20 protein-coding genes are annotated in these 20,115 nt (G+C 73.4%); 9 read left to right on the forward strand and 11 right to left on the reverse strand.

All coding sequences use genetic code 11. From position 1 onward, the window contains the following. Window positions 1–42: 42 nt before the first annotated feature. Complete coding sequence (locus ACEPPI_RS24505; RefSeq protein ID WP_373917408.1) at window positions 43–930, reverse strand: TIGR03619 family F420-dependent LLM class oxidoreductase; 888 nt, start codon at window positions 928–930, stop codon at window positions 43–45. A gap of 378 nt (window positions 931–1,308) precedes the next feature. Here ACEPPI_RS24505 and ACEPPI_RS24510 point away from each other — a divergent pair, with 378 nt between their 5' ends. From ACEPPI_RS24510 to ACEPPI_RS24520, 3 genes are all read left to right on the forward strand, one after another. Continuing rightward, a complete protein-coding gene (locus ACEPPI_RS24510) occupies window positions 1,309–3,867 on the forward strand; it encodes an ATP-grasp domain-containing protein (RefSeq protein WP_373917409.1) in 2,559 nt (852 codons plus the stop codon). After that, window positions 3,864–5,147 carry an MDR family MFS transporter gene (locus ACEPPI_RS24515; protein ID WP_373917410.1) on the forward strand — a complete coding sequence of 428 codons (1,284 nt, stop codon included), beginning with the start codon at window positions 3,864–3,866 and terminating at the stop codon, window positions 5,145–5,147. The genes ACEPPI_RS24510 and ACEPPI_RS24515 overlap by 4 nt, the downstream gene beginning before the upstream one ends. 216 nt (window positions 5,148–5,363) lie before the next feature. Continuing rightward, window positions 5,364–6,527, forward strand: coding sequence for a serine hydrolase domain-containing protein (locus ACEPPI_RS24520; protein ID WP_373917411.1), 1,164 nt, complete (start codon window positions 5,364–5,366; stop codon window positions 6,525–6,527). Between the two features lie 26 nt (window positions 6,528–6,553). On the opposite strand, the gene ACEPPI_RS24525 is transcribed toward ACEPPI_RS24520, so the two are convergent. The 3 genes from ACEPPI_RS24525 to ACEPPI_RS24535 form a co-directional block, all read right to left on the reverse strand. Continuing rightward, the gene (locus tag ACEPPI_RS24525; RefSeq protein WP_373917412.1) at window positions 6,554–7,237 is read right to left on the reverse strand and encodes a M15 family metallopeptidase; all 684 of its coding nucleotides are present in this window, start codon (window positions 7,235–7,237) and stop codon (window positions 6,554–6,556) included. A gap of 51 nt (window positions 7,238–7,288) precedes the next feature. Next, the gene (locus tag ACEPPI_RS24530) at window positions 7,289–7,885 is read right to left on the reverse strand and encodes a hypothetical protein (RefSeq protein ID WP_373917413.1); all 597 of its coding nucleotides are present in this window, start codon (window positions 7,883–7,885) and stop codon (window positions 7,289–7,291) included. Window positions 7,886–8,515: 630 nt separating this feature from the next. After that, on the reverse strand, window positions 8,516–9,100 hold the full coding sequence (locus tag ACEPPI_RS24535; protein ID WP_373917415.1) for a hypothetical protein: 585 nt from the start codon (window positions 9,098–9,100) through the stop codon (window positions 8,516–8,518). Between the two features lie 186 nt (window positions 9,101–9,286). On the opposite strand from ACEPPI_RS24535, the gene ACEPPI_RS24540 reads away from it, so the two are divergent. Continuing rightward, the gene (locus tag ACEPPI_RS24540) at window positions 9,287–9,937 is read left to right on the forward strand and encodes a class I SAM-dependent methyltransferase (protein ID WP_373917416.1); all 651 of its coding nucleotides are present in this window, start codon (window positions 9,287–9,289) and stop codon (window positions 9,935–9,937) included. Window positions 9,938–10,010: 73 nt separating this feature from the next. Here ACEPPI_RS24540 and ACEPPI_RS24545 read toward each other — a convergent pair whose 3' ends face one another. The 3 genes from ACEPPI_RS24545 to ACEPPI_RS24555 form a co-directional block, all read right to left on the reverse strand. After that, entirely contained in the window at window positions 10,011–10,799 is a 789-nt protein-coding gene (locus ACEPPI_RS24545; protein WP_373917430.1) for a CU044_5270 family protein, read from the reverse strand. A 228-nt stretch (window positions 10,800–11,027) separates the two neighbouring features. Beyond that, window positions 11,028–11,606, reverse strand: coding sequence for an RNA polymerase sigma factor (locus ACEPPI_RS24550; protein ID WP_373917417.1), 579 nt, complete (start codon window positions 11,604–11,606; stop codon window positions 11,028–11,030). A gap of 102 nt (window positions 11,607–11,708) precedes the next feature. Beyond that, on the reverse strand, window positions 11,709–12,266 hold the full coding sequence (locus ACEPPI_RS24555) for a 2'-5' RNA ligase family protein (RefSeq protein WP_373917418.1): 558 nt from the start codon (window positions 12,264–12,266) through the stop codon (window positions 11,709–11,711). A gap of 287 nt (window positions 12,267–12,553) precedes the next feature. On the opposite strand from ACEPPI_RS24555, the gene ACEPPI_RS24560 reads away from it, so the two are divergent. Continuing rightward, entirely contained in the window at window positions 12,554–13,237 is a 684-nt protein-coding gene (locus tag ACEPPI_RS24560) for a DUF4232 domain-containing protein (protein WP_373917419.1), read from the forward strand. A 27-nt stretch (window positions 13,238–13,264) separates the two neighbouring features. On the opposite strand, the gene ACEPPI_RS24565 is transcribed toward ACEPPI_RS24560, so the two are convergent. Beyond that, entirely contained in the window at window positions 13,265–14,251 is a 987-nt protein-coding gene (locus tag ACEPPI_RS24565; RefSeq protein WP_373917420.1) for an MsnO8 family LLM class oxidoreductase, read from the reverse strand. A 241-nt stretch (window positions 14,252–14,492) separates the two neighbouring features. On the opposite strand from ACEPPI_RS24565, the gene ACEPPI_RS24570 reads away from it, so the two are divergent. The 3 genes from ACEPPI_RS24570 (at window position 14,493) to ACEPPI_RS24580 (ending at window position 16,516) form a co-directional block, all read left to right on the forward strand. Beyond that, complete coding sequence (locus ACEPPI_RS24570; protein ID WP_373917421.1) at window positions 14,493–15,326, forward strand: class I SAM-dependent methyltransferase; 834 nt, start codon at window positions 14,493–14,495, stop codon at window positions 15,324–15,326. A 146-nt stretch (window positions 15,327–15,472) separates the two neighbouring features. Next, window positions 15,473–16,189, forward strand: coding sequence for an intradiol ring-cleavage dioxygenase (locus ACEPPI_RS24575; protein WP_373917422.1), 717 nt, complete (start codon window positions 15,473–15,475; stop codon window positions 16,187–16,189). Between the two features lie 111 nt (window positions 16,190–16,300). Continuing rightward, on the forward strand, window positions 16,301–16,516 hold the full coding sequence (locus ACEPPI_RS24580; RefSeq protein ID WP_373917423.1) for a hypothetical protein: 216 nt from the start codon (window positions 16,301–16,303) through the stop codon (window positions 16,514–16,516). A 30-nt stretch (window positions 16,517–16,546) separates the two neighbouring features. On the opposite strand, the gene ACEPPI_RS24585 is transcribed toward ACEPPI_RS24580, so the two are convergent. The 3 genes from ACEPPI_RS24585 to ACEPPI_RS24595 all read right to left on the reverse strand — a co-directional run bounded on the left by ACEPPI_RS24585 (window position 16,547) and on the right by ACEPPI_RS24595 (window position 19,258). Then, window positions 16,547–16,960 carry a nuclear transport factor 2 family protein gene (locus ACEPPI_RS24585; protein ID WP_356223825.1) on the reverse strand — a complete coding sequence of 138 codons (414 nt, stop codon included), beginning with the start codon at window positions 16,958–16,960 and terminating at the stop codon, window positions 16,547–16,549. A gap of 232 nt (window positions 16,961–17,192) precedes the next feature. Beyond that, the gene (gene gap, locus ACEPPI_RS24590; protein WP_373917424.1) at window positions 17,193–18,191 is read right to left on the reverse strand and encodes a type I glyceraldehyde-3-phosphate dehydrogenase; all 999 of its coding nucleotides are present in this window, start codon (window positions 18,189–18,191) and stop codon (window positions 17,193–17,195) included. Window positions 18,192–18,301: 110 nt separating this feature from the next. Beyond that, window positions 18,302–19,258: a GlxA family transcriptional regulator gene (locus ACEPPI_RS24595; protein ID WP_371680608.1), complete on the reverse strand. Its 957-nt coding sequence runs from the start codon at window positions 19,256–19,258 to the stop codon at window positions 18,302–18,304. 215 nt (window positions 19,259–19,473) lie between these two features. On the opposite strand from ACEPPI_RS24595, the gene ACEPPI_RS24600 reads away from it, so the two are divergent. After that, window positions 19,474–19,956 carry a lamin tail domain-containing protein gene (locus ACEPPI_RS24600; protein WP_373917425.1) on the forward strand — a complete coding sequence of 161 codons (483 nt, stop codon included), beginning with the start codon at window positions 19,474–19,476 and terminating at the stop codon, window positions 19,954–19,956. The last annotated feature ends 159 nt before the right edge of the window (window positions 19,957–20,115 follow it).

Below are 20,115 nucleotides of genomic sequence, written 5' to 3' on the forward strand. Positions count from 1 at the left end.
GGGATGGGGGCCGGGGTGTGGGGACACGGGGGTGGCGGACTGCTATCCGGCCCGTACGAGCTCCAGGACCTTGATGCCCAGTTCCAGCGCCTCGTCCGGTTCGCGCACACACTGCTGGTAGTCGACGAAGCAGCCGTCGGCACCGGTGTCCCTGACCCCCGCGAGGACCACCGCGACCTCCTCGTACGACGCACCCGGCCCGGGGTTGAAGCGGATGCTGCGGCGCAGCAGGCCGGGGTCGCGGCCGGCCTCCTCCGCGGCCCGCCGGGCGGTGTCCCAGAGCGCGGCCAGGCGCTCGGGCGGCAGGACGGCTCCGACCCAGCCGTCGGCCCGGCGTCCGACCCGGCGCATCGCCGCGGGCGAAAAGCCGCCCAAGTAGACCGGAGGGTGGGGCCGTTGCGCCGGCCGCAGGCCCACGTGGGCGCGCGGGACGCGCCAGTGCGGGCCCTCGTGCCCGAACTCCTCCCGCGTCCAGATGCCCTCGACGATGTCGAGGATCTCGTCGAGGCGTTCCCCGCGCCGGCCGAAGTCGGCGTTGACCGCGGTGTATTCGTCGCGCAGCCACCCGATGCCGAATCCGACGTCCAGTCGGCCGCCGGACACCAGGTCCAGCGAGGTGAGGGTGCGGGCCAGCAGCAGGGGCGGGTACCAGGGGGCGTTGAGGGTGCTCGTGCCGAGCCGGGCCCGGGTGGTCGCGGTGGCGGCGACGGTCAGGACCGTGAGCGGGTCGAGGAAGGTGCGGTACTCGGGCGGGTACGGGTTGCTCGGCGTGTGGCCCGGATAGAGGTCGCTGGGCTCGACCGGGGTCAGCGACCGGTCCCCCACCCAGAGCGAGTCGAAGCCCGCGTCCTCCGCGTCGCGCGCGAAGCCGGCGATCCGGGCGGGCTGCGCGTGGGTGCCGTACTGGGGCAGTGCGATGCCTATCTCCATGGCCCCATCGTGGACGCGGGGTGGTCCCGGGGCCCAAAGGCGCCACGTGTGACGCGCGACACGCGGATCCGGGCTGCGGGCTCCTTCCCGGGGCCGTTCCTCACCACGGGCGCCCGTCGGCCGCCCCGCCCGCCCGTCGCGCCCCGGCCCCACTCCGGTGCGAGCCTGCCCCTAGCCGTGATCGAGGGACCCCCCGGTCGGGCCCGAACGATGCCTGATCGCCGCGCGAGCTCCGGCCCAGGCGGGTGCAAGTCGCGCGCGAGCGCGCCTGGTTACCTTTCGAAGACCGACGGCACATCCCGTACGCCCCGGATCCTTCCCGTCCACGAAGTCCGTACGAGCCAGATGCCCTGCTGACGCAGGGGGAGATGAGAGCGAATGAACCCCGAGCGCACCCTGGTGCTCGTCGGTGGGACCGACGAGACCGTGCGGAAGGCCCACGACCTGGGGCTGAGCGTGCTGTTGCTCCAACACCCCACCAAGGTCAGCGAGGAGCAGAACGCGCTCGCCGCCGCCGTCGAGGTCGTGGACTTCACGGACTGGTCGCTGGTCGAGCCCCTGGTACGGGCCTGGCACGAGGGTCCCGGCTTCGCCGTGGCCCTCTCCCTGACCGAGCCCGGACTGGAGAACGCGGGTCGGATCAACGACCTGTACGGCCTCGGAGGAACCGGCTACGAGGTGACCGCCCGGATCCGCGACAAGGCCGCCATGCGGCGGTACGTGGCCGAGCACGACCCCGCGCACGCCGTCGGCGCCCGCTCCCTGCGTGCCCGCGAGGACCTGGACGCCTTCGGGGCCGAGTACGGCTTCCCCTTCATCGTCAAGCCCGTCGACGCGACCGCGAGCATCGGTGTGCAGCGGGTCGGGGGACCCGAGGACGCCGACCGGGTCTGGGACGAGGTGGTCCGGCTCTCCGGCACCCGGACCGACCGCGTCTCCTCGCTGTTCGTCCTGCAGGACTTCCTGATGGAGGAGTTCCTGGACGGACCGGAGTTCAGCGTCGAGTCGTTCAGCTTCGCGGGCCGCCACGTGATCGTCACGATCACGGAGAAGTTCACCTCGGACGGCCACTTCGCCGAGCTCGGCCACGCCGTCCCGGCCCGGCTGTCCGCGGCCGACGAGGACGCCGCGCGCGACGCGGTGCGCGGCTTCCTGGACGTGATGGGCATGCGCGACGGGGTCTGCCACACCGAGGTGCGCCTCACCGCCAAGGGCCCGCGCGTGATCGAGGGCCACAACCGGATCGCCGGTGACGCCATCCCCGAGCTGGTGCAGAGCGCCTTCGGCATCGACCTGAGCACGCTCGCGCTCGCCCACCCCTTCGGCCTGGCCGAGGAACTGCCCGACCGCCCCGCGGCCCGCGGCGGCGCCGCCGTGCGCACCCTGGTCGGCACGCCGGGCACCCGTGTGGAGTCCGTCGCCGGGGTCGAGGAGGCGCGTGCCGCGCAGGGCGTCATCGACGTCCGCGTCAGTGCCCGGCCCGGCGACGACGTACGGCCGCTGAAGGACAACTGGGACCGGCTCGGCCTGATCGCCGTCTCCGCCGGGGACACCACTGCGGCGATACGGCGCGGCGCCGAGGTGATACGGGAGCACATCCGCATCACCCTCGCGCAGCCGGACGGGGAGACCGTCCTCGCGCGGCCGGCCGAGGTCAAGCGGCGCGAGAACCTGCTGATCCTGCACCGCAATCCGCTGGAGCCGTTCCCGTTCCGGTCCTGGCTGCCGGAGCACACCGGCGACATCGTCGTCCTCGGCTCCCGCGAGAAGATCGAACTCGCCGGTGAGAAGGTGCCCGACGGCGACCTCGGCTACACCCGGCTGGAGATCTTCGACGACTTCGACGCGGACGAGGTCGACGCCCGCGCGCTCGAACTGGCCGCCGCGCACGAGATCACCGGGGTGACGGCGCTGCACGAGGCGGACATGCTGCGGGCCGCACGGCTGCGCGAGCGGTTCGGGCTGCCGGGTGCCTGGTACGGCGACGTACTGCCGTTCCGCGACAAGGCACTGATGAAGACGCGCGCACAGGCGGCGGGCATCGAGGTCGCGGCCTGGCTGCAGCCGCGCACCGCCGAGGATGCGCGGACGTTCGCGGCGGCCGAGGGCTTCCCGGTCGTGTTCAAGGAGCGTCAGGGCTTCAACGCGATCGGCCTGCGCATCCTTCAGGACGAGGCGTCCTTCGAGGAGTGCCTGGCGGAGGTGTACGGCGCGGGCGAGCGGGACGACGTCCTGCTGGAGGACTACGTCCCGGGCCGTATGTGCCACGTGGACGGTCTGGTGGCGGACGGGCGGGTGGCGATGGCCTGGCCGTCGCAGTACCAGTACGACCTGTCCTCCTTCGCCTCCGACGCCGGTCCGCGCATCGACCTCACCCTCGACCCGGACGACCCGATCACCCCGCGCCTGCTCGACCTCTCCGAGCAGGTCCTGGCCGCGCTCGCCCCCGAGGGTTCCCGGCTGCGCGACTACGCCTTCCACATGGAGGTCTTCCACACCCCGGACGACCGGCTGGTGCTGTGCGAGATCGCCTGCCGGCCCGGCGGTGCGAAGATCCGCGAGGTCTTCGGGACGCTGTTCGACGTGCACCTCGGCGAGTACGCGGTGCGCGCCGACGCCGGCCACGAGCTCCACGCGGCCGTACGCCAGCGTGCGGAGTCCGGTGAGCTGCCCGCGCCACGGTGCATGGCGGGTCAGATGCTCCTGATGAAGCAGCCGGGTCTGGTGCGCTCGCTGCCGACGCTGCCGCAGGAGCCGTGGCTCGCCGGGTTCTGGCTGTACGCCGAGGAGGGCCAGGTCATCGCGCCGGCTTCGGGCTCCTCCGACTTCCTCGCCGCCGCGGTGGGCACCGCGCCGGACCGCACGGAGTGCGAGCGCCGTCTGCGTGAGCTCGGGGTGTGGGTGCGGGAGCACAGCGAGATCGGGGACGCGCCATGACCGGAACCCGCCTGTCGGCGAAGACGCGCTACATGCTGGGCATGGTGGTCGACGCCACCGGAGCCGGCATGTACCTGCCCCTGTCCCTGCTGTACTTCCACCACGTCACCGGGCTGCCGCTCACCCAGGTCGGCACCCTGATGACCGCCGCCGCCGTGATCGGTCTGGTCAGCAATCCGGCGGCGGGCGTCCTCATCGACCGGTTCGGGGCCCGGGCCGTGGTCACCGGCGGATACCTGCTGCGGGCGGCCGGGTTCTGTACGTACCCGCTGGTGGACAACGGCGTCAGCATGTTCGCCGTGATCCTCCTGGTCGCGCTCGGCGACACCTCGTACCCGCCGGCGATCCAGTCCTTCATCGCCGAGTTCGTCCGGGGCACGGAGCGGGACAAGCTGCTCGCCGCGCAGCGCAGTCTGCGCAACGCCGGTCTGGGTGTGGGCGGTCTGATCGCGGGTGCGGTCCTCGCCCTGGGCAGCGACGCGTTCTACTACGTGATCGTGTTCTGCACGGCCGCGGGTTACGTGCTGGCCGCCGTGTGCTTCGGCTCCATCCCGATTCCCAGGACGGCAGCGGACTCCGCGGCACCCAGGGTCTCCCGCAAGGGCGGCTACCGGCTCGTGGCCCGCAACCGGCCCTTCCTCGCCCTGACCCTGCTCAACGTGCCGACGGCGTTCGGCTACACGGTGCTGGCCGTCGGCATCCCCGCGTACGTCACCCAGGACCTGGGGGCTTCGACCTCGCTGGTGGGCGTCCTGTACGCGGTCAACACGGTCGGGATCGCGCTCCTGCAGATCCCGGTCACCCGGGCGCTCGTCGCGTTCCGCCGCACCCGTGCGGTGGCGCTGGGCGCGGCGGTGTTCGCCGCGTCGTTCGTCGTGTTCGCGGCGCTCGCCGGGGTGGGCGACAAGTCGGTGGTCCTGGTCGGGGTGTTCGTGGCGACGGCCCTGTTCACGGCGGGCGAGCTGATGCACGGCGCCACGGCGTCGGCGTTGTGCGCGCAGGCCGCTCCGGAGGAGACCCGGGGCCGTCACCTCGCGGTCTACCAGCTCTCGTGGGCGGTGCCGAGTGCCTTGGCGCCGGCCGTGCTGACGGCCCTGCTCACCCTGTCGCCGACGGCGATGTGGGTGGTGCTCGCGGCGGGTGCGACCGTCTCGGCCCTGGGTGTCCTTCGCCTGGAGCCCAGGCTGCCGCAGGAGGCGGTCCACCCGCGTCCGCGTCCGGAGCCGAAGCCGCAGCCGCAGCCGGCGCAGGGGCCCTCCGCGCAGCCGGCCCGGACCTGACCCGTCCGCGCCGGACCGGTCGTCCGAGACCCCGTCCCAGCCGTGACCCCACGGCCCGGGCGGGGTCTCGGCGTACCGGACGCCCTCGGGCGGGCCACCGGGGGGTAGCCCCACCCCGCTCCCGGGCGGTAGCCGCATCGTCCGGGGGCATCGCGCACGGACATGCTGGTCCCGGCGCGTTTGCCGGTTTCCGGACGATTGCACAGGAGTTGAGCCGTGCGTGAACAGTCAGGGCAGGAATACCGCTGCGGCGGGCGACGGAGCGGCCGGTCGGCGACCTTCCCGCTCCTGGCCGCGGTGGCCGTCGGCGTTCTGGCGGCGGGGGCCCTGGCCCAGCCCGCGGCCTTCGCCGCCGCCCGGCCCGACAGCGTCCAACAGGGCCTGACCGCGCTGGTGCGCTCCGACGGCATGCCCGGTGTACTGGCGAGCGTCGAGGACCGCGAGGGGCACACCCGTACGTACACGGCGGGGGTGGGCGACCTGGCGACCGGCGCGGCGGTGCCCAGGAACGGACAGGTGCGGATCGGCAGCAACACCAAGGCGTTCACGGCGGTGGTCGTGCTGCAGCTGGTCGGCGAGGGGAAGATCGGCCTCGACACCCCGGTCGACACCTATCTGCCGGGCCTGGTCCGCGGCGAGGGCATCGACGGCAGCCGCATCACGGTCCGTCACCTCCTGCAGCACACGAGTGGACTGCCGGACTACCTCGACGACGATCTCCAGCCCCGGCCCTACGAGCCCCGTGAGCTCCTCGGCTTCGCCCTGCGGCACAAGGCCGCCTTCGATCCCGGGAAGAAGTGGGCGTACAGCAACACCAACTACGTGCTGGCCGGCATGATCGTCGAGAAGGTCACCGAACACCCCCTCGCCGAGGAACTGGAGCGGCGCGTCATCCGGCGCGCCGGGCTGCGCCACACCTACTTCCCCTCCCCCGGCGAGACGGGCATCCGCGAACCGCATCCGCAGGGCTACCACCGCGAATCGCCGGGGGCGCCGCTGCGCGACGTCACGGAGATGGACCCCTCCTGGGCCTGGGCGGCGGGTCAGATGATCTCCACCAATTCCGACCTCAACCGCTTCTACGCGGCCCTGCTGTCGGGCCGCCTCCTCCCGGACGCCGAGCTCGCCCAGATGCGGACCACCGTTCCCGCCGAGTACCTCGGCCACGGCGCGCGCTACGGACTGGGGCTCGTCAGCAGGCCGCTGTCGTGCGGCGGGGTCTACTGGGGCCACGGCGGCAGCTTCCCGGGGTACGAGACCCGGGGCGGGGTCAGGGAGGACGGCCGGGCGGCCGTCGACATCGCGGTGACCATCCAGCCGACCGACAAGGCGGCCATGGAACACGTCGAGGACGTGGTCGACACGGCCCTGTGCCGCTGAGACCCGCCTCCGGCCCCGGCCGGTCCTCAGCCGCCGTTCGCGGAGAAGTGCTGGTAGTCCGGCTCGGACCAGCGGGCGCCCCAGGACCAGCCCACCGCCTCGAAGGCCCTGGTGACGGCGTCGTCCGGGCGGATCACGCCGGGGGCCGCCCGGTCGCGGTCGAGGTGGGGCCGCCCGTTCGGCGGGTGGCTCGTGCCGTAGCGGTCGACGTACGGGTTCTCGACGGGGTTGATGTCGACGGCGTCGCCCCAGGCGTGCCGTGAGAGCCGGGCCGGGTCGCCGGTGACCCGTCGGCAGTTGAAGGCGGAGGTGTTGTCCGCGGCCATGGCCCGCTCGTCGCTGCCGCCGTATTCGGCGGTGACGCGCATCCGCCGGATCGGGAAGCGGTCCTCGAAGGCCTGGGCGAACACGCGGAGCAGGGGGCCGACGGCGTCGCGGTGGACGATCAGCTCGCCCCGGTGGACCTTGCCGTCGAAGCCCCAGTGGTTCATCCGGACGAGCCGGAGGCGGTCCGGGGGTACGGGGCAGCCGGGCCGGTAGCTGGCGCCCAGTTTCCCGGCGGGAACGGCCGAGACGCCTGCGGAGAGGGCTGCCACCGGGTCATCGGGCACTGCCCGCAGCCCCGGGGCGGCCGCCTCCGGTACGCCGCAGGACGGCGTGGTCGCGCAGATCGCGACCGTGAGTGCCACGGCTGCGAAGCGGTAGCGCACCCGTCCACCGTAGACCCGTCCGCTGCGGCGGGCACGGCGGAGCGGGGGCTGTCAGCCCGTCTTCCAGACGACCTCAGGCGCGGTGCCGGTCTCGTCACTCGGCTTGCCGGCGTCGCGCTCGCCCTGGAAGCCGACGAACGCGGGCTGCACGTCCTCCGGGACCAGGTAGATCTCGCAGGTGGTGACGGACTTGCCCGTGCCCAGGCGCAGGTCGGCGTCGGAAGCCTCCTGGCAGGGCTCGAACTTGGCCCCCCACGACGGGGCGAAGGTGTAGGCGCGCTTCGGGTCGGTGCCGTGCAGCAGCAGCTTGAAGTTGAAGCTCCCGGTGTCCACCTCACCGCCCTTGTGGGTGTAGGTGGTGGTGACGTAGTAGGGGGTCTTGCCGGTCAGCAGTCCGACACCGAGTGTCTCCACCGCGGCCTTGTCGCCCTTGACGACCGACACCGGGGTGACGCCCAGCTGGGTCTTCTGGTTGTCGGGGAAGTGCGTCTCGGTGACGTCCGCCGCGGTGTTGAGGGCGAGCGGTGCGGCGAAGGTCCCCTTCGACGCGGCTGCCGGGCCCCCGCCGTCGTCCGGGCCGCAGCCGGTGAGGGCGAGGGCGCCCAGGGCGATCGGCACGGCGGTACGGAACAGGCGGTTGGTCAACACGATGTGGATCCCCCGAGGTTGATGACGTGGTGGCCTGCCGCTCTCCCGCGGCGATCGGCTCGGTGACCCTAACCCTCCGGATGATCACGGTTCGCCACGCCTCTGTCACGGTCCTGTCCCAGGGGCCTGGCCCTCCCGGCGGGAGGAACCGCCGGTGGTGGCGCCCGGCGGGCCGGCCGCGCGCCCGGGCTGCGGTGGGCGCGGTACGGGGTCATCATGGCCGGAGGGCGGGCCTGCGCGGCTGCCCGCGGGGCCCGGCACGGAGCGGGAGGGCACGATCCCCTCAGGACCTCAGGAGGCACCGCATGCAGCTGGACGACTCGCAGAGGGCCTGGGCCACGATCATCGGCGTCGTCGCCGTCATCCTCGCGGACATCGCCGCGATCGTACTGATGAACACCGTCGGGCGGTGACCCCCGGTTCCGGGATCCTCAAGGCGCCGACGGCCGGTCGGCCGTAGCCCTCATGGCCCCGGGGGGTGGGGCGGTCCGCCGTACCCCCCGGGGTCGGCCGTACGGTGCGCTGCGGGTCTACTCGCGGGCTGGCTACCGTCAAGTCTTGTACCTGAATGAGCGGTTGCCGCCGCACCGTCGGGATCGCGGTGGGGTCCGGGATCGCATCGGGCTCCGGTCACCACTTGTCGTGGCAGTTCCAGTGCCCCTTCACCCAGTGGGTGCTCTGATGGCCGGGGACCCAGTGCTTCTCCCACCAGCCGTGGCTCTTCCATCCCGGATGCCATCGGCCGTCGTGGTCCTCGTAACCAGGATGCCACTTGCCCTCGTGCCACCGCTTCTCGTAGTGCCCCCTGATCCAGATCTTGCTCCAGTGGCCGCGCTCCCACGTGCAGCGGTCGTGACGGTTTCCTTGATCGTGGTTGCCGTCCTGACGGCCGTCGCGGTTGTTGTCGTGGTTGCCGTTGCTGTTGCCGTTGCTGTTGCTGTTGCTGTTGCTGTTGCCGTCGTTGTTGCCGTCGTTGTTGCCGTCGTGACGGCCCTCGCCGTTGTTGTCGGCGTTGCCGTTGTTGTCGGAGTTGCCGTTGCCGTTGTTGTCATGGTCGTCGGTGAGGACGGAGGTGACGGACGAGGAGGGGGCGGGCGACGTCGGCGCCGCTGCGGCCGAGGCGGCGCCGGCGGCTCCGAGGGCCACTCCCCCGGCCAGCAGGCCCGTCGTGGCCACGCCGACGGCCAGATACCGGAAGCGGGTGGGAACGTTCATGAATCTCATCTCCTGCAAAGCGCAGATTCCGGTTGCCCCGGTGATTCGTCGCCACTCCCGCGAAGGATGGGTAAAATTCATATAAATATGATGAAATTGTACATTTGGGTCGCCGTATCGGGAAGTGGAATCTTCAGTGGACGCAGCGCCGCCCGGGTCCGGTCCCGGGACCTCTAATGTGTCCCCGTGACCGAGACAGCCCCGCACCTGCGCGCGACCGCGGACGCCTACGACGCGCTCGCCGTCGTCTACACCGATTTCGCCCGGGACGCGCTCGACGGGCTCCCGCTGGACCGCTCGGTCATCGCGGCGTTCGCCGAACTCGCACGGACCACCGGGTCCGGATCCGGCTCCGCGTCCGTCGCCGAACTGGGCTGTGGCCCCGGACACGTGACGGACCATCTGCGGCGCCTGGGGCTCGACGCGTTCGGGATCGACCTTTCGCCGGCGCTGATCGCGCTCGCCCGCCAGGAGTACCCCGGCCTGCGGTTCGACGTCGGTTCGATGGACGCCTTGGACCTGGCCGACGGCGTGCTCGACGGCGTCCTGTCCTGGTACTCGGTCATCCACGCCCCGCCGGGGCACGTCCCCGCCTACCTCGCCGAGTTCCGTCGCGTACTGACGGCGGGGGGTGCCCTGCTCGTCGCCTTCTTCGAGTCCGAGGGCGGCCCGGTGGAAGCGTTCGACCACAAGGTGACGACGGCCTACCGCTGGCCGGTCGACGACCTCGCGGCGCTGGCCCGTGAGGCCGGGTTCGTGGAGGTCGGCCGCATGCTGCGGGAGCCGTGCGAAGGAGAGCGGTTCCGGCGGGGCCATCTGTTGATGCGGGCGCGGTAGACGCACGGCTCGGGGGCGTCACGCGCTCCCGCCGCCTCGGCGCCGGCCCGCCCCGGACCACGGCGCTACGGCGCTACGGCCGCGGCGCCTGCCCGGCCCGGTCCGTGACGCCCCGTCCGATGACGGCCACCGACGTCACCGTATCCCCCGCCTTCCCCCAGGCACTGTCCTCCAGGAGGACGGTGCGTTCGCCGAGCAGCCGCAGGCTGTCCTTGTCGAAGATCCATTCGGTGCGTTCGCCGTCGTGCACGCGCGCGACCGCCACGCCCGAGCGTCCGGCCCCGTCCCGGACCTCGGGCAGGAAGACCACCCCGGGGATGCGCGCGGCCGCCCGGTAGAGGGCGGCGCTCACACCGGGCGGGGCTTCCATCGTCCGCAGCAGGTCGCCCATGGCGACGAACGCCTCCTGGTCGGGGCCGGTGGTCGAGCCCGAGCCCGGACCGTGGTTGCGGCGGGTGTCGGCGTAGATCAGCTTCAGGAGCTCGCCGGGGTCCGTCGGCAGCGATTCCAGGAAGCGGTACGTGGGGCCGCCGAGAGTGCCCGTGCCCTTGCCGTACGCGGGTTCCACGGCGGTGCCGCGAGCGGTGCGCACGAGCGAGTCGGCGGACCCGTCGACGGAGATCCAGCGCTCGGCGGACTCGTCCGTGCGGGACGCCTCCATCGCCCCGCTCGCGGTCTCGGTCAGGGCGGTGGAGTGTCCCGTGGTCCGCGTGTAGACGAACTGATCGTCGCGGAGCGTCGGGGCCGGCAGGGCCCGGGCGGCGACCGCCACGCGGTCGAGCAGCCGCACGGCGGCAGGCTCGGGCGGGGCGGCGACGGGACCCGGGCCGCCGGACCCGCGCCCGCCGAGGGTGACCGCCAGGGCGACGGCGCAGCGCCGCTCCGGCGGCGAGGAGCACGGTGGCCTGCCGACGGGTACGGGACGGTCGCCGGGGGGTCGGTTCCGCTTCGCGCATCAGGTGCTCCTTGAGCCGGTGGCGCCCGGGGAAGGGGAGATCCGCGTCGGACAGGCCGGGAAGGCGGTGGAGGATCTCCCCCCGCTCGGACGGTTGCGGGCGCGGGTCGTGATCGGCGGCGGGGTCGGCGGCGTTCACAGGGTTCCTTCCCGGGCGGTTGGGGGCGCCGGGTGCCGCACGGGGGCGTTCCGCGGGGCCGCGGGCTCGGCGAGGTGGGCTTCGGTGAGCCTGTGCAGGCGGGCGCGGGCCCGGGAGAGGCGCGAACGCACGGTGCCCACGGCCACCCCGCACGCCCGCGCCACCTCCTCGTGGGCGAGCCCGGACCACACGTACAGCAGGAGCACTTCGCGGTCCGCACGGCGCAGGCGGTGCAGTACGGCCAGGGCGGCGGCCGCGTGCGTGGCGTCGGCGATGCGGGAGACGACGGCGTCCGCGACATCGGGCACCGTGGCGGGGGGCGGCAGCCGGCCCATCGCCTCGCGGTGCCGGCGGGCCGCCCTGCGGGGGTTGCGGATGACGTTCGTCGCGATCCCGAAGAGCCATGCGCGCTGGTTCACCACCTCGTCGAGCGAATCCCGGAGCCGCCAGGCCTCCAGGAAGGTGAGGGAGACGATGTCCTCGGCCCCGGCGGGATCCGCGGTCATGCGGACGGCATGCGCGTACACCGCCCGGGCGTGTGCGTCGTAAATGTCCGCGAACAGTTGCTGGTCCACAGTGGGAAGTGTCCGCGGGCACCGGCCCGTTGCATGTGATCTCCGCCATAGGGTGCAGGGCATGCCGCGGGCGCCGACGGTGACGATTGGTCCGACGGGCCGTCAGGTGCCGGGGGCGTGGTGCCAGTCCACCGCCCCGGTGCCCAGGGTGATCGTGGCACGGGGCCGCATCGGCCCGTCGCCCCGGCGGGCGAGCAGGACGACGTGGTCGACCCGCGCCGACATGCTGTCCAGGCGTGCGGCGCACTCCGCGGCCAGCCCGCGCGGGTCCCGGCCGGTGCGACCGAGTGACAGGTGCGGGGTGAAGCGGGGAAACCGGCCGCGGCACAGGGGGAACGGCTCCGCCAGGGCGTCCCGGAGCGCCGTCCATGGGGCCAGGCCGGCTGCCGCCGGGTCCAGCCACACCGTGGCGTACGCGCGGTGCCCGAACGTACGTACCCCGCCGAGGCGGACGGCGAAGGGCTCCCGCTCGGCGGCCACCGCGGCCAGCAGCGGGGCCGCGGCCGCGAAGTCGCTCTCCGGGACGAAGCCGAAGATCAGGTTGACGTGCGGTGGCCAGCGGCGGATCTGGGGGTCGTGCTCGGCCCGGATGCCCTGGATCGGGGGCCACAGCGCGGGAGGAGGGAGCCAGGCGACGGCGGTCCGTGGCGTGGGAGCCACGCGGAGGGAACCCGGGACACCGCTTCCGCCGCCGGCCGTCGCGGAGACGTTCACCCCGTCATCATGCCCCGGGCGGGGGACGCGGGCTCCCCCCGCCGCGCGGCGGCCGGCGGCGGGCGGGCCCGTACGACGATGGTGGGGTCGCCCGGTCACGTCACGCCACGTCACGTCCGCCTCACGTCACGGAACCGCCACAACCCCGTGCCCCCGAGAACCGGGCGGGGCCCGGTCGCGTGTCCGGCCACGCGTGCCGGTGCGGAACCGGTCGTGGACCTCGGGGAGCGCTCATGCACTACACAGCAGGCGTCGGCCGGGCCGCAGCGGTGCTGGCGGCGGCGGTGGCGGTCACGGCCTTGATGACGGGATGTACGCCCACCGGCGGGGACGGCGCGGTCACCGAGCCGTCGTCGCCGGTATCGGCGTCGGCGCCCTCGACCCCGTCGGCGCCCTCCGCGACGCCCAAGGGTCCCGCGCCGGCCGAGCCGAAGCCGGCCGGGGTCACGTCCTCCGGCGGCATCGGCGGGACCAAGGCCTGCACGATCGGGCAGGTCAAGGTCTCCGACGCCCACCAGGCGGACGTCCGGCCGCCGGGTACGGGAACGGGTGCCGCCATCGTCTCGGTGACCAACACCTCGGCCCACCCCTGCACGGTCCAGGGGTTCCCGACGGTCGCCGGAGCCGGCAACGGCTCGCCCGACCACAACCGCCCGCTGGCCACCACCCGCAGCGGTCCGGCCACCGCGGTGTCCCTGGCCCCGGGGGCCCGTGCCTGGACCAAGCTCACCTTCGTCAACGTCCAGGGCGAGGCCGACGGCTATTGCGCGTCCGGCGCCACGCCCGCCACCTTCCCCACGCTCGTCCTGGGCGTCCCCACCGCGGGCTCACACCAGATCGCCATGGACGACGGCATCTTCGCGGAGTGCGACGACAAGGTGACCGTCACCGCCTTCTCCTCCACCCGCCCGTCCTGAACGCCACTGCCGGTGGCCCGCCGGTGCCTACGCCGCGGCGGTGGCCTCCACGTACTTCCTGACCAGCTCGTAGGAGCGGAGGCGGTCCCCGAGGTCGTGAACGGGCGTGGTGAGCATCAGCTCGTCCGCGCCCGTCTCCCGCGCCAGTCCGGCGAGCCGTCGTACGACGTTTTCGGGCGTGCCGACGGCCTGCTGTGACCGGAAGTGGGCCAGCGCCTGCCGCTCCTCCCGCGTGAAGGGGTGCGCGGCCGCGGCCGCCGGGGTGGGGAACGGCCGGTCGCTCACCCCCTTGAGGAGCCCGGCCTTGACGACGTCCATCGGTCCGACGCGCCAGGCGGCCTCCTCTTCCGTCTCGGCGCACACGGTCTCCACGCACAGCAGCACGCGCGGCCGCTCGCACCAGCGGGACGGGGTGAACTCCGCGCGGTAACGCTCCAGGACCGCGCGGGTGTTGTCCGGCCGGATGTGGTGCGCCACGGCCACCGGCAGACCGAGCTCTGCGGCGAGGGCGGCGCCCGCCGTGCTGGAGGCCAGCAGCCACGGCTCCGGCAGCGGGCCCAGGGCGACCTCGCCCACCAGGAAGGACAGGGTGGCGGCCACGTCGTCGCGGTACTCCGCGTCGGTGACCGGTCCGGCTCCGCGGCGCAGTGCCCGTGCGACGCCCTCGTCGAAGGTCCCGGGGCCGCGTCCGATGCCCAGGTCGATGCGGTCCTCGTGCAGGGCCGCCAGCGTCGCGAACTGCTCCGCGAGCATGATGGGGGCGTGGTTGGGGGCCAGCACGCCGCCGGAGCCGAGACGGACGGCCGAGGTCGAGGCGGCGGCGTGCGCGATCAGCACGACCGGCGGGAACGCTCCGATCGCGGGCGAATGGTGGTGCTCGGCGTACCAGATCCGGTGGTAGCCCAGCTGTTCGATTCCCTGAGCGAAGGCGGCGGTGTCCCGCAGGGTGTCCAGGGCGCGGGAGTCCGTCTGGACCATCGCGACTTCCAGCGCTGAAAGAGGTATGTCGAGCATGGCGTCAGCATAGGGATCACACGTCCGGATACCGGATCGATGATCACTTTCGCGCCACCGTTGCGGACGGGCCCGACGGTCCGGCGGACCACCTGCGGTACCGCTCCCACTCGTTTCCGGCCGTCCGGGGTACGACACCGGCCACAGGTCCGGGCGCGCCCCGGTCGGGCGTACGGATGGTGCCAGACTGGGCGAGTCCGTACGTTCGGCGGCGGTCGCGTTTTCCCGGAGGTGTCACGGCGTGGCGTTCGAGGCCGAGGAGTCCTTCCCCGTCATGCGGCCCGCGGTACGGGAGACCTACGGGCCCGCCGACCTGAGCGGGGAGCCGGTCTTCGCCGGCGGATTCATCAACTTCGGCTACTGGAACGGCATCGACCTGACGGCCCCGCTCGGCGAGGCGGAGCGGATCCGCAGCCAGCAGGACCTCTACCGACGGGTGCTCGACGCCGCCGGGCCGATGGAGCGGCTGCGGGTCCTCGAAGTGGGCTGCGGGCTCGGCATGGGCTGTGCGCTGGCCCTGCGCGAGCGCCACCCCGCCGGGGTCACCGGCATGGACATCCACCCCGCCCAGCTGCGCCGGGCCCGGGAGGCGCACGCGGGCCTCCTCGGCGAAGCACCGGAACGGCTGAGATTCGTACGGGGCGCGGCGGAGCGGATGCCCTTCGCGGACGGCGAGTTCGAGGCCGTCGTCAGCGTGGAGGCCGCGCAGCACTTCCCGGACCTGGCCGCCTTCGCCGCGGAGACGGCGCGCGTGCTGCGTCCGGGCGGACGGGTCGCCGTCGCCAGCTTCTTCGCCGCGGACGACGCGCCGGCCCGGGACGAGGAACTGGCCCTGCTGCTGGACACCTACGCGAACGGACTGGACATCGCCCGCCCGGTGTCCGCCCTCACCGACGCGCTCACGGCGTCCGGGCTCGCGGGGGCGCGGGCCGAGTCGATCGGCCACCGGGTCTGGGCCGGCTGGGACGCCTGGCTGTCCCGGCTGTGGGCACCGGGCACCTGGCCGCGGAACTTCCTGAAGGCGTACGAGCGGCGGATCCTCGACTACTACGTCGTCACGGCCCACCACCCGTAGGCGACCGAGCCGACCGGCCCGGCGGCCGTCGGGTGCGTCGGCCGGGGGGAGGTAAGCGGGGGCCGTGCGGCGGCGTGTCGGGAGAGGTGCGGGAGCGGCTGCGCCACGGTGGGGCCCATGGCCCCCACCCCCGCGAAAGGCACGCCGTGACCCCCGAGCCCCGCCCCCTGGACACCCGCCGACGTACGCTGCTGCTGGCCGCCGGCACCACCACCCTCACCGGCCTGGCATCGGCGTGTACCGCAAGGCGGGACGGCACGACGGAGGCGGCCGCCGGCCGGGCCGCCGACGTACGGGCCGTCACACCGAACCCGTCCGGCCCGCCGCCGTCCTGCGTCCTCGCCGCCGAGACCGGGGAGGGCCCGTACTACACCCCGAAGAGCCAGATCCGCTCCGACGTCACGGAGGACCGCCAAGGCGTCCCGTTGCGGCTGGACCTGCAGATCGTACGGGCCGCCAAGGGGTGCGCCCCGCTGGCGGAGGTGGCCGTGGACATCTGGCACGCCGATGCCTCCGGCCTGTACTCGCAGCGCGGCGCCACCTATCTGCGCGGCACCCAGACCACCGACGGGGACGGCCGCGTGTCGTTCCGCACCATCGTGCCGGGCTGGTACGCGCACATCGCCCCGCACGTGCACTTCAAGGTCCGCCCCGGGCGCCGCACCGCGGTCTCCTCCCAGCTGTTCCTGCCCGAGGAGCTGCTCAACACGGTGTACGCGGGCGATCCCTACTCCCGCCGCAAGGCCCCCGCGCACCCCAACACCCGCGACGACCGCTTCGCGTCCAAGGGCGCCCGGCTGACGCTGGCCCCGGTGCGGGACGGCGCCGGTTACCGGGCGTCGTTCGTCATCGGCATCGTCTGACCGTCGGCGCGTCCGCCATCGTGAGCGCGGGCCGTCCGGGCGGGTGCGGGTGGGTCGCCCGTACGGAGCGCCCGGCGTGCCGCAGCGCCGCGGCGCACGCACGCTGGGGGCATGCCCGATCGCCTGCACGTCGTCGTCCATCCGGTCGCTCCCGGGGGTGGCCGGGCGGTGGTCGCGCACGTGCACGGCGAGGACCGCCCGCTCGGCATGGCGCACTCCCTCGCCGATGTGGTCGAGATGTTCCGCGCGGCCGGGCTGGAGACCGCCGTGGGGTGGCCGCCGATCCGCTGGCTGGGCGGGGCGCCCGACGAGTGGGGCGGCGGCTAGAAGGCTTCTAGCGGGCCGTGGCCGGGGGGATCAGCGGCGGTGCGCAGGGAAGAGCACGTCCGCGGTGTGCCGGGTGTCCGCGTACTCGCGCACCGCGGCGATCCGGCCCTCGCGGACCGTGAACACCCCGGCGCAGCGGTTGGCGTAGGCCGCGCCGTCGACCGTGGTCGCCGTCGAGGTCCATTCGGCGAGGACCTGGTCGCCGTCGGCGAAGGCGTGGGTCAGCTCGATCACGGTGGTGCCGGGCCGGATCAGCGGGCCGACGGAGCCGAGGAAGTCCTCCAGGATGGCGGTGCGGCCCTCGTAGGTGCCGGAGATCGGCAGGTCGCCGGGGTAGGTCCAGGTGGCGTCGTGCGCGAAGCTGTCGCGGATGGCGGGGAGGTCGCCGTCGCGCACCGCTTCGACGTATCGGGTGACGACGGCCTTGGGGTCGGTGCCGGTCATGGGGAGCTCCGTTCGGTGGCTGTGTCCTGTGTCCCGCGGTCCGTCGGACCGCTGTGGTCACAGCTCATCGCACGGGCTCCCGCAGATCCAACAACGGTCCGGCCGCCTCGACAACCGAACGTTGTCGCCGCCGGTGGAGGCCGTGTCCGGGCGGCCGGGAAGGGCCTGTCGGCCGTCCCGGGAGCAGGACGGGGCGCCCGCCGCCGCGGGCGCCCCGTGCACCGGCCCCGGGTCAGCGCGCGGCGAGCAGCTGCAGCGTGTCGATCACGCGGTTGGAGAAGCCCCACTCGTTGTCGTACCAGGCGACGACCTTGACGTGGCGGCCCTCGACGCGGGTCAGCTCCGAATCGAAGATCGACGAGGCCGGGTTGCCCGTGATGTCGGAGGAGACGAGCGGGTCCTCGGAGTACTCCAGCACGCCGGCGAGCGGGCCCTCGGCCGCGGCGCGGTAGGCCTCCAGCACCTCCTCGCGCGTCACGTCGCGGGCGACGGTCGTGTTGAGCTCGACGATCGACCCGACGGGCACCGGTACGCGGATCGAGTCGCCGGACAGCTTGCCGTCGAGGTTCGGCAGGACGAGGCCGATCGCCTTGGCGGCGCCCGTCGTGGTCGGCACGATGTTGACGGCGGCGGCGCGGGCGCGGCGGGCGTCGCGGTGCGGGCCGTCCTGGAGGTTCTGCTCCTGCGTGTAGGCGTGCACCGTGGTCATGAAGCCGTGCTCGATGCCCGCGAGGTCGTCGAGCACCGCGGCCAGGGGGGCGAGCGCGTTGGTGGTGCAGGAGGCGTTCGAGACGATCGTGTGCAGGTCCGGGTCGTACGCGTCGGTGTTCACACCGAAGGCGAGCGTGACGTCGGCTCCGTCCGCCGGCGCGCTGACCAGCACCTTCTTCGCACCAGCGTCGAGGTGGGCGCGGGCCGCCTTGGCGGAGGTGAAGCGACCGGTGGCCTCCAGCACGATGTCGACGCCGAGCTCCGCCCACGGCAGGTTCGCCGGCTCGCGCTCGGCCAGCACGGTGATGCGACGGCCGTCGACGACCAGGACGTTCCCCTCGACGGTCACCGGGCGGCCGAGCCGGCCCGAGGTGGTGTCGTAGGCGAGCAGCCGCGCCAGGGTGGCGGGCTCGGTGAGGTCGTTGACGGCGACGACATCGAGGTCGCTGTCGCGTTCGAGCAGCGCGCGCAGCACGTTGCGTCCGATGCGGCCGAATCCGTTGATGGCGATGCGAGTCATGAGGGGTGTCCTTTCGGGTTCGCCACCAGGTTCCCCCGCTGGTCGCGGCCGTGACAGCGGCGGGATTGCCACGGTCCGCAAGGATCGCGCCACAGGGTGGCGGCGCGCGGCTATTCGCCCCGGGTGAAGGTGCGCCGGTACTCGCTCGGCGTGGTGCCGAGGATCCGCTGGAAGTGCAGCCGCAGGTTGGATCCGGTGCCGAGGCCGACGTCGGCGGCGATCTGCTCGACGCCGCGCTCCGATCGCTCCAGCAGCTCGCGGGCCAGGTCGACGCGGGCGCGCATGACCCACTGCATCGGCGTGTACCCGGTGTCCTCGGCGAAGCGGCGCGAGAAGGTGCGCGCCGACACGGCGGCGTGCCGGGCGAGGATCTCCAGGGTGAGGGGCTCGCCGAGCCGGTGCAGCGCCCATTCACGGGTGGCGGCGAACCGCTCGCCGAGCACCTCGGGCACGCTGCGGGGCACGTACTGTGCCTGGCCGCCACTGCGGTAGGGCGCCGCTACCAGGCGCCGGGCGGCGTGGTTCGACGCGGCCACCCCGAGGTCGCCCCGCAGGACGTGCAGGCACAGGTCGATGCCCGAGGCGGCGCCGGCCGAGGTCAGCACGCTGCCCTCGTCCACGAACAGGACGTTCTCGTCGACCCGTACCAGCGGGCGTTTCGCCGCCAGGGCCCGTGCGTAGTGCCAGTGCGTCGTGGCGCGTTTGCCGTCGAGGAGTCCGGTGGCGGCGAGCGCGAAGGCACCGGTGGAGATGGCGGCGAGTCGCGCGCCGCGGGCGTGGGCCGCGATCAGCGCGTCGACGACGGCCCGCGGCGGGTCGTCGCGGTCGGGGAAGCGGTAGCCGGGGACGAAGACGATGTCGGCCCAGGCCAGTGCTTCGAGGCCGTGCGCGACGTAGTACGAGAGTCCGTCGCCGCCGGTCACCAGGCCGGGCGCCGCACCGCACACCCTCACCTCGTACGGCATGCTCGCGCGGGTCGAGAACACCTGCGCGGGAATGCCGACGTCGAGCGGCTTGGCCCCTTCGAGGACGAGGACGGCGACATGGTGCAGGCGGGAACGTGGCACGGGCAAGAGCGTACGCCAACGCAGCTTAGATGTTTATTGACTTCAAGGGATAGTCATGGATATATCCGCATTTGGCAACACGCGCCGAATGGTCCACCTTTTGGCGCGCCGGGGGCGAAAGAGTGTGGCTCCTCGGCAGGACGCCGGGAACCGTTCGGAGCCCGTCCGGCTTTTCAGGAGACCGGACCGGGCTGTCTGTTGAAGGGGTCATCTCCATGTCTGCTTCTCTCGCCACCCGCCGCGTGGTCGCCTCCCTCGTGGCCGCGGGCGCCCTCATCGGCGCGGCGGCCCTGCCGGCCGTCGCCGCCGACCACGGACGCGACCACAAGGGCCAGCGCTCCGCGGTCGTCATCGGCGGCGTCCAGTACGACAGCCCCAACCGCGACGACCGCTCCAACCGCGCCCTGAACGGGGAGTGGGTCGAGGTCAAGAACACCGGCCGCCACAGCGTCAACCTGCGCGGCTTCACGCTGACCGACCGTGAGGGCAACCGCTACCGCTTCAGCGACTTCCGCCTGGACGGCCGCTCCAGCGTCAAGGTCCACACCGGCCAGGGCCGCAACACCCAGCGCGACCTCTACCAGGGCCGCCGCCAGCAGATCTGGGACAAGCGCGACACCGCCACCCTGCGCGACAACCGCGGGAACGTGCTGGACACCCAGTCGTGGGGGCGCGGCGGCCACCACCACCACGGCTGACCCGGACCGGCGGCCACCCCCGCGGGGGTGCTGAGCCGCCGGCCTCCCTCCCCGGGGGGGGGGGGGGGGGGGGGGGGGGGGGGGGGGGGGGGGGGGGGGGGGGGGGGGGGGGGGGGGGGGGGGGGGGGGGGGGGGGGGGGGGGGGGGGGGGGGGGGGGG

Source organism: Streptomyces sp. AB3(2024), from assembly GCF_041862025.1.
Taxonomy (GTDB): domain Bacteria; phylum Actinomycetota; class Actinomycetes; order Streptomycetales; family Streptomycetaceae; genus Streptomyces.